Raw genomic sequence first — 17,113 nt, forward strand, 5'->3', positions numbered from 1 at the left:
TGCCGGTCAATTGATTGAAGTGAATCTTAAATGACCGACAGTCAGTTGTCGAGATGGAATTAATCGGATGCGTGTTTTGTGCTAACATAGAGAACATAGCATCATCGGGAAATTGATCATGACGATCCTTGCGACACCCCAGAAAGAAACTGATCAAAAGTTTAAAGATACCGACCAACAAATCAAGGAAATGTCCCAAGCTACCGACATCAAAATCAAGGAAGTCTCCGTGCGGATTAGTAAGCTGGGCGGATGTTTAGCTGACTTTATCAAGTATGAATTGCGTCCTGCTGCGGTGCGGCTGTTCCGCGAACATGGGATTGATGTGCATGAAGTCCACCAGAACATCATCGCCAAACGGGATGGCGAGTCACTGGAACTGGACTTGCTGGTGGTCAACGACACCGACATGGTGGCGGTAGAATGCAAAAGCAACCTCAGCATTGATGATGTGAACGAGCATCTGGAACGCTTGGGCAAATTGAAACGACTGTTGCCACGTTATGCGGATTCGTGCGTGTATGCAGCGGTGGCGGGGATGGTGATTCCGTCCCACGTCGCGGCTTATGCCATCCGCAAGGGGCTGTTTGTGATCGGGCAGAATGGGGATGACCTTAGCCTGCTCAATGATGTGTCATTTAATCCGATTTGCTGGTGATTAGTGTTTTTACCAAGGCTCACTGACATCCCCATCCGCAAACTTACTGGTGGCTACGGGCGTGGTTTGTGCTAAAGGTTCATTCAGGCTGGATTGATGACAGGCGGTGGCGGGGTATTGAGCCTTCAGGTTATCTAGCCGTGCATGGAAATCAGGTAATCCATCCAATGCGACCAAACGGTTATGCTGTGACTCACCCTGATGGCTGTTGTAGATAGCGGTGAAACGTTCGAGATTGAGCATGGCATCATTATCACGTCCCATCAACGCCCTGTGAAGAAGAAGACTCCCCTGCCTCTTGTAACAACGCCACAATCAGCTCCTCCGACAACCACAACCCCGCCGCCTGTAATTGCCGAAATGCTGGCTCTGCTTTAAGCAATAATCCGCGCCGCTTCGCCAACACAATCACGCCACACGTTCCCGTCATGGAAACATTGATACTACGCGCACAACGACGCGCAGCGGCATCATCCAGAATGGCACGATCCGCCGTCAACTCACGCGCATGATGCATAACAGCCGATTCACCCGCCCCCAAATTCCAGCGTTGGATGTCCAGCGCAACCTCGACAGGTGGCAAGCGTTGCAACCAATCCAAAGTAGGGACAATACAGGCAGCGGCATCATCCTTACCGCCATTAACAACTTCCTGCCATACCGCATCAGGCACATACACCGCTTCAAACAATTGCGGCAACAGATCATGCAATTGGCTACGGCACAAGGTAATCAATGGTGAGGCATTAATCACCACCCGCTTAATAGAGGTCATGCAATTCCTCGCGTATCTCATCCGCTGTTAGCTGGAAAGGAGAAACCTTCGCCAACGACAATGCAGTGATGAAATCAGCGCGGCTGATTCCGGCGATTTCTGCCGCCTTTTCCTGCGACACTCGCCGTAACTCATACCATTTGATGGCAGCGGCAAGGCGCATCTCTTGCACAAAGCCTGCGGGGTCAAGGTGCAGCACAGGCAAGACGGAATCCGGTATTTGAATAGTGATCGCAGTCATAGAGCGCGTTCTCTAGTAATTTAGGTACTCTGACTATAGGCGTAAGCAAGGCAGGCATCAAGCCCGCCCGTGTATCATGAACCAGAGAGCAAGCCATTTTCCTCCGCATACTGCCTGACAGTCAGTACCCGAATATTTTTATAGGGATTCAGCACCAGCAAATCATTATCACTGGAGACGATCATATCCGCTTCAACCGATAACGCTAAAGATAAAAACATATTGTCGTTTTCATCCCGGCACTCCGTCGCGGTATGCGTGGGTTCAACAAGCTGAGCGATTGCACGGTATTCAGCAAAGAAATCTTCTCTCCGGCTCGCCTCTTTCCCGATGAAATAGTGGTCAAATTTCTTTCTGGCAACAACTGTTTGAAGTTCGGCGATAGTTTCCAACGAAATGAACAATGTATGCGCTTGTTTGGCTTGGGCAAAGACCAAAGCAGGCAAGGATTTGGCATTGATGACCGCCCCAATCAGGGAACTGGTATCAAAAATGAGTTTTTTTGTTGTGCGGGTCATGTGTGGCTTTGGTTAATGACGACTGGCTTGTATAGCTTCCAACGCCCGTTTTTCAGCGCGGTGTTGTTTGACTTCAATATTTGCCATCGCAAGCAATTCGTCATCGGTCATCGCCTCAAGGTCAGGGTGTACCGCGTGTTGCACAGCATCATCCAGCCACTGCTCAACCGATGCTGTCCTGTTTACCTTGCGCCCTGTTTCGGCTTCGATTTTTTGAATGATTTTTTCACGCTCTGCCCACTCTTCAAGCTCATCCAGAATGGCAAGCGCATCCGTGACCGATTCGCCCTTTCCAATCGCAAACGGGACTTTTTTGGTAATAGCCACAAAACGCAGTAAATCAGCAAAAAGCTGAGCGGGATTAACCCCTCGATCACGAAACACCGAAAAAGCCGCCGCCTTCTCTGCGGCTGACAATTCAGCCAACGGACTGGGATTTACAGTAGTCATGCGAATACCCTAAAAATTAGATGTAACTTCATTGTAGGGTAAAGGCAGGAAAAAGCAAGAAGAGCATCCTGACAGTTAGCTAACTCCTACTCCCTTCACCCCTTGCGGGGGAAGGGTCGGGGATGGGGGGGATTCTTCTACCCCCGCCGTAAATCCAACGTATACGGATAATCCGCATTCACCTCTTCCGGCGGTGGACTCATCGGCTGCGGCTTCGCCCCATGCTCATAGAACGCCCGCGTCGCCTCCGACAAGAACTTCGGCTCAATCACACCCGGCGTATGTTCCTCACGGAAGCGCGAGAAGCGCCGACTTTCCGCCTCATACGCATTCACCGGGAAGATCTCGGAATTGCGCCCGCCCGGATGCGACACATGGTAAGTGCAACCACCCACCGAACGCCCATTCCAGGTATCAATAATGTCAAACACCAACGGCGCATGAATCCCAATCGTCGGATGCAACGCGGAAGGCGGCTGCCAAGCACGGAAGCGCACCCCCGCCACATACTCACCCTTCACGCCGGTCGCCTTCATCGGCACACGCCGCCCATTACACGCCACCACGTAACGCGAATCGGTCAAACCATTGATTTTCACCTGCACCCGTTCCAACGACGAATCCACAAACCGCGCCGTGCCTTGGCTACTCAATTCCTCACCCAACACATTCCACGGCTCTAACGCCGCCCGCAATTCCAGCTCAATGCCGCAATATTGCACCCGCCCATACACCGGGAAACGGAACTCGTGGAACGGAGCCAACCACTCCAACTGGAACGGATACCCCGCCGCCTGCAAGTCCGCGCACACATCCTTCATGTCTTCCCACACGTAATGCGGCAACATGAAACGGTCGTGCAACGCCGTACCCCAACGCACCAAGCGATGCGCATACGGCGTATTCCAGAAACGCACCATCAGGGTACGGATCAGCAACATCTGTACCAACGACATCCGCGCATGAGGCGGCATTTCAAACCCACGGAATTCCAGCAAACCTTGGCGACCGCTGAAAGAATCCGGTGAATACAGCTTGTCGATGCAGAACTCCGCCCGATGCGTATTCTCTCGTTACGTCAATCAACAACCGGCAGAATTGATCTACACCGCTTCTTTTTTCGGGGTAAACTCTACGGTTACGTTAACTGAGCCTTCAGCCTTACCGCTTGTCACTAACGGAATTGCCAACTCACCGCCTAAGGTAACGCTAAACTCCAGCGTAACTTTGTCAACAGATCCCAGTGTTGAGTTTTGTACGGCATTAGCAGTGGTTTCAGTCATAGCTCGGATCATGTCACTAAGTTTGGTAATGATTTTGGGAGGTGAGCCACCACCTTTGCGCTCATAACCACCATGTTGTGCTGGCGGAGTGGGAAGCGTAATGCTTTCATCAACCTGCATATATACCCATTGACCATTTTCTAGTTCAACCAATTTCACTATTGCCATAATATTATCCATTTGATGCTGTAGAGTTTTCATACTATCATAAGTCATACCCTGCTATGGTAAAGAAAATCCTATGCCAAGTCGCAAAGCATTGATTGTTGGTGTCAGCCAGTATGCTCCTGAAACTGAGTTATCTAATCTTTCCGCACCTGTACGAGATGCACAGGTTGTCTATGAGATGTTACGCCAATACGGTAATTTCGACCTGCCTCCCATTCTGCTCCATGAAGGACAAGACAAGCATGGCCGCTGGATGGAAGGTGTTGTCAATACGGATGACTTGGAGAAAGCTTTAGATAACCTTTTTACCCAAGAGGAGGCTGAAGCAGTAGACCTTGCTGTTTTCTATTTTTCTGGTCACGGAACGTATGATAACAAAACTCGGCAGGCTTTCCTTGCCACTACTGATAACGCACAAGCTATTACCTTGCTTAACCTGCTGGATCGGGTTGAAAACAGTCATATTCAAAATGTTTGTATCTGGTTGGATGCTTGTCACAGTGGTGGTGTACTGGATTTCAAAGAACTCAAAGGCAAGAATTATTGTGTTGTGGCGGCAGCCTCTAAATTTGGTTCGGCACTTGCTCCTTATGGTGGTAACAGCTTTCTGACACAACTGCTCTGCCAAGCATTGAAACCATGTGAAACGTCCAGACCAGAAGTCACCACGTTTGAACTGGTACGTTACCTGAAACAACATCGCCGCGATTTGCCTCCTTTGCAACATGTGCTATTTGTACACGGTGAGCATTATTTTCCGCTGACTTTCTGTGATCATCCCTTGCCAGAAAGCGATAGGATCTCCCCCGATGAATGTCCATTCAAAGGTCTGGAAGCATTTACACAGAATGATGCAAAGTATTTCTTCGGACGTAAACGCATCATTCAACAGTATCTCGACAGATTGGAACAAGAAGGTGGTAAACGCCTAGTCCCAATTATTGGAGCTTCGGGCAGTGGTAAATCCTCGCTGGTTTTGGCGGGTATTATACCTAATCTGCTGGAAACCGACTGGGAAGTAAGAATTATACAACCTGCAAGCGGTTGTCCTTTGCAAAACCTTCAGGATATTTTAGGCATAGCCGTAGGTGGTCAGCACGATGCAGCGACTGTGCAGCAAGCCGTGTTGCAACAAATACCAGAAGGTAAAAAATTTCTGCTAGTTATTGATCAGTTTGAGCAAGTATTTACCCAATGCACTGATGGAATAGAAAAGATTGTATTCAAACATCTTCTCAGCATGGCGGTGCAAGCCAATAGCCATTTTTATCTTATGCTGACTTTACGTTGGGACTTTCTGGAAGACTTCCTGCAATATGCCAACGATGTTCACCCTGACATGCGGGAATATTTACGGCTTATTGAACTGCTTCCCACATTGGATTCCGATGAGTTATATGAAGCTATCACCGAACCACTGAAGCTGATTGGCATGACGATTGATGGAGGTTTGGTTAATGAGTTGTCAGCAAAATCGCTAGGTGAAAAAGGTAGCCTGCCGCTTCTACAATACACATTAAAGGAACTCTGGACTGAGGTAAAGCGCAAAGGTAACAGCACCCTGACGTGGGATTTATACCAACAGTTAGGGGAAGAACATGGTGGTGGGCTGCGTGGTATCCTCAACCAAAAAGCAAACGAGTTTTACGAGAGCCTGACCGAAAAGCAAAAACTTTTGTTGGAATGGCTAATGGTCAGTCTAACTCAACATCGAGAAGATGACGGTGCATATACTCGCCGTACTTTGACGATGAAAGAGTTGACTAATGATCAACTAGAATACAAAGACACAATCCATGCATTGATAGAACGATTGGCTTCAGAAGACTACCGCTTATTGACCAAAGGTAGTACACCAGAAAACATGCCCACAGTGACAGTAGCGCATGAAGTATTAATTCGTGACTGGATTCAATTAGGCACTTGGCTTCAAACTAACCGTGAAATTATTAGCTGGCGTGAACGGATCAAAGAGGATGTTATTGACTGGAAGAGAACTGGTGGTAGCCTACTACAAGATGGGCGACTAGCAGAGGCTCAAGAACTTCTTGCACGCTATCCTGAGTCATTATTGATTGGAAATAACGATAGGGATTTTATTAAATCAGGCATCAAACACCAAAAACGGCAACGTAATAAGTTCGTTATTTCAATCGCTTTATTTATAATTGTTTTATTAGCAGGTATAGCTGCTACCACTTGGCAGTGGCAAGAGGCGGAAAAACAACAGAGAGAAGCAAGTCGACAGGCAAATAATGCTCTTGTTGGTAAAATATCCAGTCAGTCCATGTTTAACTCTGGCATCGGAAATACCGATAAAAAGCATATCAATAGAGGTATATTAATGGCAGTAGAGGCATTCAATTTAGATCCCCAAAGTCTTACTGCCAAAAAAAACTTATTAGATATTTTGTATTCCACTCACTTAATAAAGACTTTATACTGGAATGAGCCAATTAATAATATTGAGATAAATGATAAGGAAAAATTAATATTTTCTTCTGGAGAGCATGGATCAGTACAGCTATGGGATGAAGTATCAGGAAAGAAGTCAACGAGTTTTTGGCACGGCTTTATAGTAGGAAATGGAAAGAAAGCAATTAGTCCTGATGGAAATCTCATGGCATCAAGTGGATATGGTGGAATTTTGGAATTATGGAATAGCAAAACAGGTAAGTTGCATAGTAAGTTTCAACAAGGTAATGAGATTATGTGTATTAGGTTTAGTCCAGATGGAAAATTAATAGCAGCAGGAGACGAATCAGGTAATATCATGCTATGGGATATAGCGACTAACAAATTGCTAAATAAATCTTTTACTGGTCATAGTGCCAAAACTAATACTATTGCCTTCAGCTCAGATGGAAAAAAAATAATTAGTGGTAGTGACGATCAAACCTTAAGATTATGGGATGTTGCAACAGGTGAAATTATCGGAGAACCATGGCATGGTCATTCTGGTGCAGTTACTAGCGTTGCATTTTTAGCAGATTCTAGTCTCTGGGTAGTAAGCGGTAGTGATGATAAGAGCTTGATATTATGGGATGCAACTGCGGGTAAAACTATTAAGTCTCCATGGCAAGGACATACAAGCGGTGTGACAAGCGTTGCAGTTAGTCACAATGGAGAATGGGTTGTTAGTGGTGGACAAGATAATACCCTAATTTTATGGGACAATTCTGGTCAAGCAATTGGGAAGCCTTGGTTAGGTCATGAAGGTGAAGGATTTAATAGCGGGGTATCGAGTGTAGTATTTTCCTCCGACGACAAGTATGTATTCAGCGGGGGGCGGGATGGGACTTTGCGTAAATGGAGTCGGAATGCAGGTTTGGCAATAGGCAAACATTTTGACACTTTGTCTTCAACACTCGCCTTCAGTCCTGATAATAAATACATATTGTCAGGGTTTTCACATGGCTTAGAGTTATGGGATATCGCTACAGCAAAGTGCACAAGTGATCTGTGGGTCAATGAAACTATACGTAGTGTCGCATTCAGCCCCGATGGAAAACAAGTTGTTAGTGCAGGGGAGAAAGGGGTTTTACGACTATGGGATGTAACCACTGGGGAGTTAATCGGAAACGGAAAACCATGGGTGGGACATGATGATGATGACTATGTTTATCAAGTTAGATTTAGTCCTGATGGTAAAAAAGTTATAAGCGGGAGTTCTGATAGGTCATTAATGCTATGGGATGTTTCGTCAGGAATGCCTATCGGTAAACCTTGGTTGGCCCATCAAGGAACTGTAGAAGGAGTTGCTTTCAGCCCAGATGGAAAACAAGTGGTAAGTGGCGGTTGGGATGGAAAGTTATTGTTATGGGATGTTAACACAGGAAAACAAATTTCAGAATTCTGGAGGGATGGAAATACAGCTTATATTTCTAGTGTAAGCTTTAGCCCAGATGGAAAGCTGGTAATTAGTGGTGGTCATGATAATGCCTTAACATTATGGTCTATGGAAACAAAGAAACCAATTGGTTTCCCATGGCGAGGACACAATGATACAATCACCTCTGTCACTTTTAGCCATAATGGTAAGCTAGTGGCTAGCACTAGTGATAATAAAAAAGATAACATAGGAGAAGTAATATTATGGGATGTAGAGACCAGCACTCCGATTGGAGAACATCGGTATAAGTATGGATATTTCGGACAACTTAAAAATAATCCTCCCCAAGACATAGCATTCAGTTCAGATGATAAGTTGTTAGCTGCTAGTGGCCCAGAAGGTATCAGTATATGGGAAATGGAACCTTCTCTATGGGTAAAAAAAGCTTGCTCCATTGTCAATCGAAACTTTGACCTCATTGAATGGAAACTTGTCATAAGCGATACACTACCCTATCAAAAAACTTGTCCTGATTTACCTGCTCCTAGTGAAGCGGGGTGGATAAAACCTTATAATAATACTTTTTAAAGCATCATATAGTATGAACTCTTTTATTATTCTTTGTCAATTTCATTAGCAAGACTACTAATATCGTGTAATATCTCTTTAGCTGAATCACTTTCCAGCGCTGCTGCTTTACCAAACCACTTGATAGATTCTATTCTATCTTTATTTACTCCCCAACCATATTCATAAGCAAGCCCTAGCCTGACTTGGGCATCAATATTATTTTGCTCCGCCGATTTTCTAAACCATTTCGCCGCCTCAATTTCATCTTTTTCTATACTATTGCCTTCATCATATATTACACCAAGGTTTACTTGGGCTTCAGAGTTTCCCTGTTCAGCCGCTTTTCTAAACCAATTGACAGCTTCTTTCTCATCTTTACTAACTCCATCACCATGAATATACATTACGCCTAACATATTCATCGCAGTAGTATCGCCTTGAACGCTCCATGACTTTAAGGTATCGACAGGAATTTCTTTATCCGGTCGTTGTGGGGGTCTATCTCTCGCCAATACTTGCAAGAGAGCCTCTTTAGATCCAACCTTATCTTGCTCCGCAGCTTTTCTCAGCCACTTTAATGCTTCTGCCCTATCTTTATTAACACCATGCCCATTGGCATACGCCATACCCATACTAATTTGTGCCACAACGTTTCCCTGCTCAGCCGACTTTCTCTGCCAGTTTATAGCTTCTACTGGATCCTCTTTGACACCTATCCCTGCACTATATAGAGTGCCTAAAGTACTCTGAGCATATGTATCTCCCTGTTCAGCCCCTTTTTTCACCCAGTTTGCCGCTTCGACTTCATCTTTCTTTACACCCTGCCCCATCAGATACATACTCGCGAGAGTACTCTGGGCTTCGGCACTCCCTTCTTCGGCAGCTTTCCTGATCCATTTTACCGCTTCGGCTTCATCTTTTTCAACTCCTTGCCCTATCAGATACATATTTCCCAAGTAGAATTGAGATTGAATATTTCCCCATTCAGCAGACTTTTTAAGTTGATTTACTGCTTTTTCAATCCATACTGTTGCCTCGACTTCATCTTTTTCAATCCCTTGTCCTGTTAGATACAGACCACTAAGAGTAACTTGAGCCAAGATATCTCCACCTTTAGCAGCCTTCTTAATCCATTTTATTGCTTCTTCTTGATCTTTCTCAGTCTCGGTATTTATCAAATAAAGTCCAAGAGTACTTTGGGCTGAGATATTCTCTTTTTCAGCAGCTCTTCTAATCCATTTTATTGCTTCTGGCCCGTCCATTTTTACTCCTTTTCCCGTAAAATAGGAAAATCCAAGACCGACTTGAGCTTCGGAATTTCCTTGATCCGCAGCTTTTCTAAACCAATTTACCGCTTCTGCTTCATCCTTCTTGATCCCTGCACCTAGAAAATACATTCCTCCAAGGCTGACTTGCGCCTCAACATCCCCTTTTTCAGCAGACTCCTTAACCCAACTTGCTGACTTATTGAACCATTTTAATGCTTCAGATTTATCTTTTCTTATTCCCAACCCTATGAAGTAAGCAAATCCAAGATTAACTTGAGCTTTTGCATCTCCTTGATCAGCAGCTTTTCTATACCATATCGTAGCTTCTTTCTCGTTTATAGCCACTCCTTTTCCCGCAGAATATATATCTCCTAGATTAGTTTGTGCTTCAACACTCCCTGCGTCAGCAGCCTTTCTAAACCACCTTATAGCTTCTTGTTCATTTTTTACGGAATCATCTCCTTTTAAATAAATATTCCCTAACGCATTTATTGATGTAATATCTCCCTGATTAGCTGATGATTTTAATTTGTTAAAATTTAGCTCTTCGTCTTTCTCAGTTTGCAATATATTATTCGTTATTGCCGCCACTAGCATTAAAGAAAATATAAAAACTGATGTTGCGAATATTTTGCTTTTCATGTAACGATTCCCTGAAATCATACTGCATCATTAAATACATAAACAAAAATCAACCTACTGATCTCCCAAGCAAGCCTAACCTTGCTTGAGATTCGCATCATATCAATTGTTCTACGGATAATGCCATATCCTAAGTTTAGACGGACGATTTATAAAGTGCTTACGCTATCCCCGCCGTAAATCCAGCGTATACGGATAATCCGCATTTACCTCTTCCGGCGGTGGACTCATCGGCTGCGGCTTCGCCCCATGCTCATAGAACGCCCGCGTCGCCTCCGACAAGAACTTCGGCTCAATCACACCCGGCGTATGTTCCTCACGGAAGCGCGAGAAGCGCCGACTTTCCGCCTCATACGCATTCACCGGGAAGATCTCGGAATTGCGCCCGCCCGGATGCGACACATGGTAAGTGCAACCACCCACCGAACGCCCATTCCAGGTATCAATAATGTCAAACACCAACGGCGCATGAATCCCAATCGTCGGATGCAACGCGGAAGGCGGCTGCCAAGCACGGAAGCGCACCCCCGCCACATACTCACCCTTCACGCCGGTCGCCTTCATCGGCACACGCCGCCCATTACACGCCACCACGTAACGCGAATCGGTCAAACCATTGATTTTCACCTGCACCCGTTCCAACGACGAATCCACAAACCGCGCCGTGCCTTGGCTACTCAATTCCTCACCCAACACATTCCACGGCTCTAACGCCGCCCGCAATTCCAGCTCAATGCCGCAATATTGCACCCGCCCATACACCGGGAAACGGAACTCGTGGAACGGAGCCAACCACTCCAACTGGAACGGATACCCCGCCGCCTGCAAGTCCGCGCACACATCCTTCATGTCTTCCCACACGTAATGCGGCAACATGAAACGGTCGTGCAACGCCGTACCCCAACGCACCAAGCGATGCGCATACGGCGTATTCCAGAAACGCACCATCAGGGTACGGATCAGCAACATCTGTACCAACGACATCCGCGCATGAGGCGGCATTTCAAACCCACGGAATTCCAGCAAACCTTGGCGACCGCTGAAAGAATCCGGTGAATACAGCTTGTCGATGCAGAACTCCGCCCGATGCGTATTGCCCGTAATATCAATCAGCAAGTTACGCAACAAACGGTCAACCAACCACGGCTGATCATTGTGTCCACTCGGCATTTGCTGGAACGCGATTTCCAGCTCATACAAGCTCTCATCCCGCGCCTCATCCACCCGTGGTGCTTGGCTGGTCGGGCCCAAGAACATCCCCGAAAACAGGTAAGACAGTGCCGGATGGTGCTGCCAAAATGTCAACAAACTGCGCAATACATCCGGCTGGCGCAAGAACGGGCTATCGCTCGGCGTAGCCGCACCCAGCGTGACGTGATTACCGCCACCCGTGCCAGTATGCCGTCCATCCAGCATGAATTTTTCCGCACCCAGCCGAGACAACCGCGCCTCTTCGTACAGAATTTCAGTATTCTCAACCAATTCCTTCCACGTCGTCGCCGGGTGAATATTCACCTCGATAACACCCGGATCAGGCGTAACCTTGAACGACTTCAAACGCGGATCAGACGGCGGCTCGTAGCCTTCCAGCAAAATCGGCATCTTCAATTCGGCAGCGGTGGTTTCCAGCGTCGCCACCAAATCCAGATAATGCTCCAAGAAATGCAACGGCGGCAGGAACACATACAAACGCCCTTCCCGCGCCTGCACGCACAAGGTAGTACGCGGCACTTCGCGCCATTCCTTCACCATCGTTTTGGTCGCATCCGCGTGCTGCAAAGTCGGCTCAGGTGGTGCAACATACGCGCTGTAACGCTGTTCCACTTCACCGTGGAAATCCGCTAACGCCGGGCGGTCTTCAAACGGGCAAGGCTGTGCTTCGACTTCGCGCTCATCTTCAGCCGTCCACGCCAAACTATCCAGTGGCAAACGGAAACCCATCGGCGAATTGCCCGGAATCAAATACATCTCGCGGCGGCGGAATTCCCACGGCGCACTCGCCCAGCTTTTCGCCGCATCATCCCAACGCAACGGCAGCGCGTAACCCGTCGGCACATCCAGACCGCGCTGCAACGCCATCACCAAATCGTTACGGTGCTTGCTGTCACGCAGATTCAGCGTTAACCAATCCACATTCGCAGGCTGATTCGCTTCTTTCCACAAGTAATACAAACGGTCTTCGTAACCCGGCACAAGGTACTTTTTGTTCAACGCCAACTTGGCACAAACCGCCTCAGCAAACACCTTCGCGTGCGTATCCTTATAGCCATAATCCTTCTGATCATCCGCCACCAGTGCAGGATCTTTCCACACCGGCACACCATCCGGTCGCCAAAAACAACCCAACGCCCAACGCGGGAACGGTTCACCCGGATACCACTTGCCCTGCCCAAATTGCAGCGCACTGCCCGGCGCAAACACCTTCTGCATCCGCCGCAACAACACGCCCGCCCGTTCGCGCTTGTGTTCACCCAACGCCGCCGTGTTCCACTCCGCCCCATCCATATCGTCGATGGAAACAAACGTCGGTTCACCGCCCATCGTCAGGCGCACATCGCCACGCACCAAATCGGCTTCGACCTGATTACCCAAGGCCAGCACGTCCGCCCATTGCTCATCCGAATACGGCTTGGTCACACGTGGGTCTTCGAGAATCCGGCGCACATTATTGTGGAAATCAAACTCGACTTCGCATTTATCGGTGAAACCGTCAATCGGCGCAGCACTGCCCGGTGAAGGCGTACACGCCAACGGAATATGCCCCTCACCCGCAAACAGCCCCGAAGTCGGATCAAGCCCAATCCAGCCCGCCCCCGGCAAATACACCTCCGTCCAAGCGTGCAAATCGGTGAAATCCACCTCTGTCCCGCTAGGGCCATCCAATGCCTTTTGGTCCGCCGTCAATTGCACCAAATAGCCCGACACGAACCGCGCCGCCAGCCCCAAATGCCGCAAAATTTGCACCAGCAACCAAGCCGAATCGCGGCACGAACCCGTTTTCGTGGTCAGGGTTTCCTCACACGATTGCACCCCCGGTTCGAGGCGGATGTTGTAACCAATGTCCTGCTGCAAACGCCCATTGATGCCCACCAAGAACAGCACGGTATTCGGCTGCTTGCGGTCAACACCCTTCAACCACTTCTTCAGCAAATCGCCATCTTCGGCAATTTCCAGATACGGAATCAGCTCTTTCTGCAAGGCTTTGTCATACTTGAAGGGGAATTTTTGCGCGTACTCTTCCACAAAGAAATCGAACGGGTCAATCGTCACCATATCGGCAACCACATCGACTTCCACGCTGAATTCCATCGTTTTTTCCGGGAATACCAAGCGTGCCAGCCAGTTACCAAACGGGTCTTGCTGCCAATTGATGTAATGCTTTTCCGGCTTGATTTTCAGGGAATACGCCAGAATCGGCGTGCGCGAATGCACCGCAGGGCGCAAACGCACCACATGCGGCGACAGGCTTACCGGACGGTCAAATTTATAGCCGGTGTAATGGTTTAAAGCGACGTGAATACTCATGTAAAGCCCTTATCCTTGTGATTGCTGTTGATCGCTGCGATCAGGATGAAACCATGTCTTGGCAATTTCGGTATGCAAGATACCCAGTTCGCTCTGCAAATAGTCCATTAAAGTGTGTACCTTTTCGGCTGGAATCGCGCCGACATCTTCACGTTTGGTGTGTTCTAACACCCGATACGCCATCGTCATCGCCATTTCGGGGTCGGGTAAATAGCGCATCCGGCGGCTCATGGCGGCGAGAGAGTAGCTGACCGAGCCGGGGAATACGTTGTCATTCATCAAAAAGCGCATCACGCTTGCGCCTTCCACCCGCGAATGGATGTGCTGCAAATACATCTGCCGTCCGCCTAAGGCTTGCAACAAGTTTGTCCACACAATGCCGTCGTATTTGCGCAAAGTATCGCTACGGTCTTCCGACAACAGCAACGAAGTCATTTCCAGAATTCGGCTGGTCATGTCGGTACGTTCCAAATGCTTGCCGATTTGCATGAAATCGAAGCTATGGTCGCGGCTCATATTGCTATCCAACGCACCCCGGATGCACTGGCAATGCTTCATGACTTCGCGCAGAAATATCTGGCGGGAATAACGATCAGAAATACGCGGCAAGCTATTCGTCATCAGCAAATGAATCTGGTTAGCCTGTTCCCAAATTTCTTCCGGCAACACATCCAACGAGGTACGCACGTTTTCGCGCACATTCGCCAAGGACGTTGCCAACGACGATGAATTGTTGGTATCCGCAATCAAAAATTGCATGATATTGGCTTCATTGCCGCGCTCGTAATGTTCGCTGAATACCTTTTCGGCATTGAACAAGCGGATCAGGGTGAACCAGTTGATTTCCATGCGCCCCGGTAAATCCATCAGCAACGCGGTATGCACGTTAATCAGGCGGGCAGTTTTTTCGGCACGTTCTAAATAACGCGCCATCCAATAAACACGTTCAGCCACTCGTGATAGCATCAGTTATCCTCCCCTTCCTGCACATCGCCCACAATCCACGTATCCTTGCTGCCGCCGCCTTGCGACGAATTCACAATCAACGAACCTTCCACCAACGCCACACGGGTCAAGCCGCCGGGTGTTACAAAAATGTCTTTACCGCTGAGGATGAACGGGCGTAAATCCACATGGCGCGGGGCAATTTTGATGTATCCTTTATCAGCGGTTTCGCACGACGTTGGCGTGACCGACAGACTCAAGGTGGGCTGGGCAATGTAATTATTCGGGTCTTCCTGAATCAGCTTGCGGAATTCCTCGACTTTTTCCGGCGTGGAATGGGGGCCGACCAACATGCCGTAACCGCCCGATTCATTGGCAGGTTTCACCACCAATTCTGCCAAGTGTTCCAGCACGTAAGCACGGTCTTCGTCACGGCGGCACACGTAAGTCGGCACATTCGGCAAGCTCGGCTCTTCGCCAAGGTAATAGCGGATCATGTCCGGCACGTAAGCATAGATCACTTTGTCATCTGCCACGCCACATCCCGGTGCATTAGCAATGGCGACTTTGCCCTCTTTCCAAGCACGCATAATACCGGGAACTCCCAGCATGGAATCTTCGCGGAACACTTCGGGGTCGATGAAATCGTCATCAATGCGGCGATAAATCACGTCAACGCGCTCTAAGCCCTTGATCGTTTTCATGTAAACGTAATTGTCGTTGCCCACCACCAAATCCGCGCCTTCCAGCAATACCAAACCGGCTTGTTGCGCCAAGAAAGCGTGTTCAAAGTAAGCGGAGTTGTAGACGCCGGGGGTCATTAGTGCGATGGTCGGGTCATCCAGATCAGGGCGCAATGACGCGAGCATTTCATACAATTGTGCGGGGTAATTGCTCACTGGACGAATCGGCAGCGTATTGAAAATTTCCGGCAATACACGCTTGGTAATGTTGCGGTTTTCGAGCATGTACGCCACGCCAGACGGCACACGCAAGTTATCTTCCAGCACATACAACACGCCATCGCTGTGACGCACCAAATCCGAGCCGCAAATATTCGCCCAAACACCGTGCGGTGGGGTCATACCAATGCACGCTTTGCGGTAGCCTTTCGATTGCAGCACGATGTCAGCGGGCATTATGCCGTCTTTGAGGATTTGTCCGCCGTTGTAAATATCTTGAATGAACATATTCAGTGCGCGGATGCGTTGCTTCAGCCCTATTTCGGTGCGATCCCATTCCGCCGCGTGAATAATGCGCGGAATGATGTCGAACGGCCAAGCGCGGTCGATGTTGCCCGCATCGCTGTAAACCGTGAACGTTATCCCCATTTCGCGGATAACCACTTCGGATTCTTGCACACATTGGCGAAAACGGTCGGGGGTGAGGTGACGTAAATACTCGACCAACTTGTAGCTGGCTTCACGCGGTTGATGCACCGCAGCAATCAATTCGTCGTACAACGAGCGAGGATCGTATTGATTCCATTCTTTTTTCATAGACTTATTCCAGTCAGGCGTCGATGTTGTAAACAGCGGCTGTCAACAGCCTGCAAACCTTATTGTTGTGATACATCTAGCAAGATTCATGCCCAAGCGTTAATGATGTTTTGCTCCAGATTTGCCCCTAGAGTGCTGTCTCTAATACTTTCCACACATTGGCGAGGAGTTGCGGTTGGGCTGCTGCGGTGGGATGTAAACCATCCGCCTGCATCAAATCCCAATTTTCCGCCACACCGTCCAGTAAGAAAGGCAGCAGCGGAATTGTATACTGTTTGGCTAAGTCGGTGTAGGTGGCAGCGAACTTTTCGGTGAAAGTTGTGCCGTAATTGGGCGGTAATTGAATGCCTAATAAAATAACTTTGGCATCGGCAGTTTGTGAAAGCGTAATCATCTGTTCCAGATTGCGGCGCATGGTGGGCAAGTCGATGCCACGCAAGCCATCATTCGCGCCGAGTTCCAGCAAGACATAATCGGGTTCGTGCTGTTTGAGCGCTTCCGGTAAACGGGTTAAACCGCCTGCGGTGGTTTCGCCGCTGATGCTGCCATTCACCACCTTATAATGGTCGCCCAGCTTGGTTTGTAACAAGCTGACCCAGCCTGTTTCGACCGGAATGCCATACGCCGCACTCAGGCTATCCCCCCAGACCAATACGGTTGCGGCATGTTTGCTGGCAGGGGCGGTCTCTTCTGCCATAACCACAGTCGTGACTGGTAAAAAACCGCATAGGCAAAAGAT

At 48.4% G+C, this 17,113-nt stretch carries 14 protein-coding genes; 2 read left to right on the forward strand and 12 right to left on the reverse strand.

The features are described from left to right. Nucleotides 1-118 precede the first annotated feature (118 nt). The gene (locus L3K52_09645) at nt 119-658 is read left to right on the forward strand and encodes a hypothetical protein (GenBank protein ID UOG90473.1); all 540 of its coding nucleotides are present in this window, start codon (nt 119-121) and stop codon (nt 656-658) included. Between the two features lie 9 nt (nt 659-667). On the opposite strand, the gene L3K52_09650 is transcribed toward L3K52_09645, so the two are convergent. From L3K52_09650 to L3K52_09680, 7 genes are all read right to left on the reverse strand, one after another. Next, entirely contained in the window at nt 668-922 is a 255-nt protein-coding gene (locus tag L3K52_09650; protein UOG90474.1) for a hypothetical protein, read from the reverse strand. Beyond that, nucleotides 912-1,433: a DUF3368 domain-containing protein gene (locus L3K52_09655; protein UOG90475.1), complete on the reverse strand. Its 522-nt coding sequence runs from the start codon at nt 1,431-1,433 to the stop codon at nt 912-914. The genes L3K52_09650 and L3K52_09655 overlap by 11 nt, the downstream gene beginning before the upstream one ends. Further along, complete coding sequence (locus L3K52_09660) at nt 1,420-1,674, reverse strand: UPF0175 family protein (protein UOG90476.1); 255 nt, start codon at nt 1,672-1,674, stop codon at nt 1,420-1,422. The genes L3K52_09655 and L3K52_09660 overlap by 14 nt, the downstream gene beginning before the upstream one ends. Nucleotides 1,675-1,748: 74 nt before the next feature. After that, the gene (locus L3K52_09665) at nt 1,749-2,192 is read right to left on the reverse strand and encodes a putative toxin-antitoxin system toxin component, PIN family (GenBank protein ID UOG90477.1); all 444 of its coding nucleotides are present in this window, start codon (nt 2,190-2,192) and stop codon (nt 1,749-1,751) included. Nucleotides 2,193-2,204: 12 nt separating this feature from the next. Then, a complete protein-coding gene (locus L3K52_09670) occupies nt 2,205-2,642 on the reverse strand; it encodes a hypothetical protein (GenBank protein ID UOG90478.1) in 438 nt (145 codons plus the stop codon). A 137-nt stretch (nt 2,643-2,779) separates the two neighbouring features. Next, the gene (locus L3K52_09675) at nt 2,780-3,676 is read right to left on the reverse strand and encodes a transglutaminase family protein (GenBank protein UOG93989.1); all 897 of its coding nucleotides are present in this window, start codon (nt 3,674-3,676) and stop codon (nt 2,780-2,782) included. 69 nt (nt 3,677-3,745) lie between these two features. Next, the gene (locus L3K52_09680) at nt 3,746-4,126 is read right to left on the reverse strand and encodes a hypothetical protein (GenBank protein ID UOG90479.1); all 381 of its coding nucleotides are present in this window, start codon (nt 4,124-4,126) and stop codon (nt 3,746-3,748) included. Nucleotides 4,127-4,166: 40 nt separating this feature from the next. Here L3K52_09680 and L3K52_09685 point away from each other — a divergent pair, with 40 nt between their 5' ends. Next, nucleotides 4,167-8,513, forward strand: coding sequence for a caspase family protein (locus tag L3K52_09685; protein ID UOG90480.1), 4,347 nt, complete (start codon nt 4,167-4,169; stop codon nt 8,511-8,513). Between the two features lie 26 nt (nt 8,514-8,539). Here the strand turns inward: L3K52_09685 and L3K52_09690 are convergent, their stop codons facing one another. From L3K52_09690 to L3K52_09710, 5 genes are all read right to left on the reverse strand, one after another. Beyond that, nucleotides 8,540-10,405 (reverse strand): sel1 repeat family protein, encoded by a 1,866-nt coding sequence (locus L3K52_09690; GenBank protein ID UOG90481.1) that lies wholly within the window; start codon nt 10,403-10,405, stop codon nt 8,540-8,542. 165 nt (nt 10,406-10,570) lie between these two features. Continuing rightward, a complete protein-coding gene (locus tag L3K52_09695) occupies nt 10,571-13,930 on the reverse strand; it encodes a transglutaminase family protein (GenBank protein UOG90482.1) in 3,360 nt (1,119 codons plus the stop codon). A 9-nt stretch (nt 13,931-13,939) separates the two neighbouring features. Then, nucleotides 13,940-14,896 (reverse strand): alpha-E domain-containing protein, encoded by a 957-nt coding sequence (locus tag L3K52_09700; GenBank protein UOG90483.1) that lies wholly within the window; start codon nt 14,894-14,896, stop codon nt 13,940-13,942. Next, nucleotides 14,896-16,374 carry a circularly permuted type 2 ATP-grasp protein gene (locus tag L3K52_09705; protein ID UOG90484.1) on the reverse strand — a complete coding sequence of 493 codons (1,479 nt, stop codon included), beginning with the start codon at nt 16,372-16,374 and terminating at the stop codon, nt 14,896-14,898. Before L3K52_09705 ends, L3K52_09700 begins: the two co-directional genes overlap by 1 nt. A 127-nt stretch (nt 16,375-16,501) precedes the next feature. Continuing rightward, nucleotides 16,502-17,071 carry an arylesterase gene (locus L3K52_09710; protein UOG90485.1) on the reverse strand — a complete coding sequence of 190 codons (570 nt, stop codon included), beginning with the start codon at nt 17,069-17,071 and terminating at the stop codon, nt 16,502-16,504. Nucleotides 17,072-17,113: the final 42 nt, after the last annotated feature.

The sequence above is a fragment of the Candidatus Thiothrix sulfatifontis genome, from assembly GCA_022828425.1.
GTDB lineage: Bacteria > Pseudomonadota > Gammaproteobacteria > Thiotrichales > Thiotrichaceae > Thiothrix > Thiothrix sulfatifontis.

Coding starts and splice junctions, on each gene's coding strand:
- L3K52_09665 (UOG90477.1), bottom strand. CDS start 2,192: ATGACCCGCACAACAAAAAAACTCATTTTTGATACCAGTTCCCTGATT.
- L3K52_09710 (UOG90485.1), bottom strand. CDS start 17,071: ATGGCAGAAGAGACCGCCCCTGCCAGCAAACATGCCGCAACCGTATTG.
- L3K52_09650 (UOG90474.1), bottom strand. CDS start 922: ATGGGACGTGATAATGATGCCATGCTCAATCTCGAACGTTTCACCGCT.
- L3K52_09645 (UOG90473.1), top strand. CDS start 119: ATGACGATCCTTGCGACACCCCAGAAAGAAACTGATCAAAAGTTTAAA.
- L3K52_09705 (UOG90484.1), bottom strand. CDS start 16,374: ATGAAAAAAGAATGGAATCAATACGATCCTCGCTCGTTGTACGACGAA.
- L3K52_09655 (UOG90475.1), bottom strand. CDS start 1,433: ATGACCTCTATTAAGCGGGTGGTGATTAATGCCTCACCATTGATTACC.
- L3K52_09680 (UOG90479.1), bottom strand. CDS start 4,126: ATGAAAACTCTACAGCATCAAATGGATAATATTATGGCAATAGTGAAA.
- L3K52_09670 (UOG90478.1), bottom strand. CDS start 2,642: ATGACTACTGTAAATCCCAGTCCGTTGGCTGAATTGTCAGCCGCAGAG.
- L3K52_09690 (UOG90481.1), bottom strand. CDS start 10,405: ATGAAAAGCAAAATATTCGCAACATCAGTTTTTATATTTTCTTTAATG.
- L3K52_09685 (UOG90480.1), top strand. CDS start 4,167: ATGCCAAGTCGCAAAGCATTGATTGTTGGTGTCAGCCAGTATGCTCCT.
- L3K52_09700 (UOG90483.1), bottom strand. CDS start 14,896: ATGCTATCACGAGTGGCTGAACGTGTTTATTGGATGGCGCGTTATTTA.
- L3K52_09695 (UOG90482.1), bottom strand. CDS start 13,930: ATGAGTATTCACGTCGCTTTAAACCATTACACCGGCTATAAATTTGAC.
- L3K52_09660 (UOG90476.1), bottom strand. CDS start 1,674: ATGACTGCGATCACTATTCAAATACCGGATTCCGTCTTGCCTGTGCTG.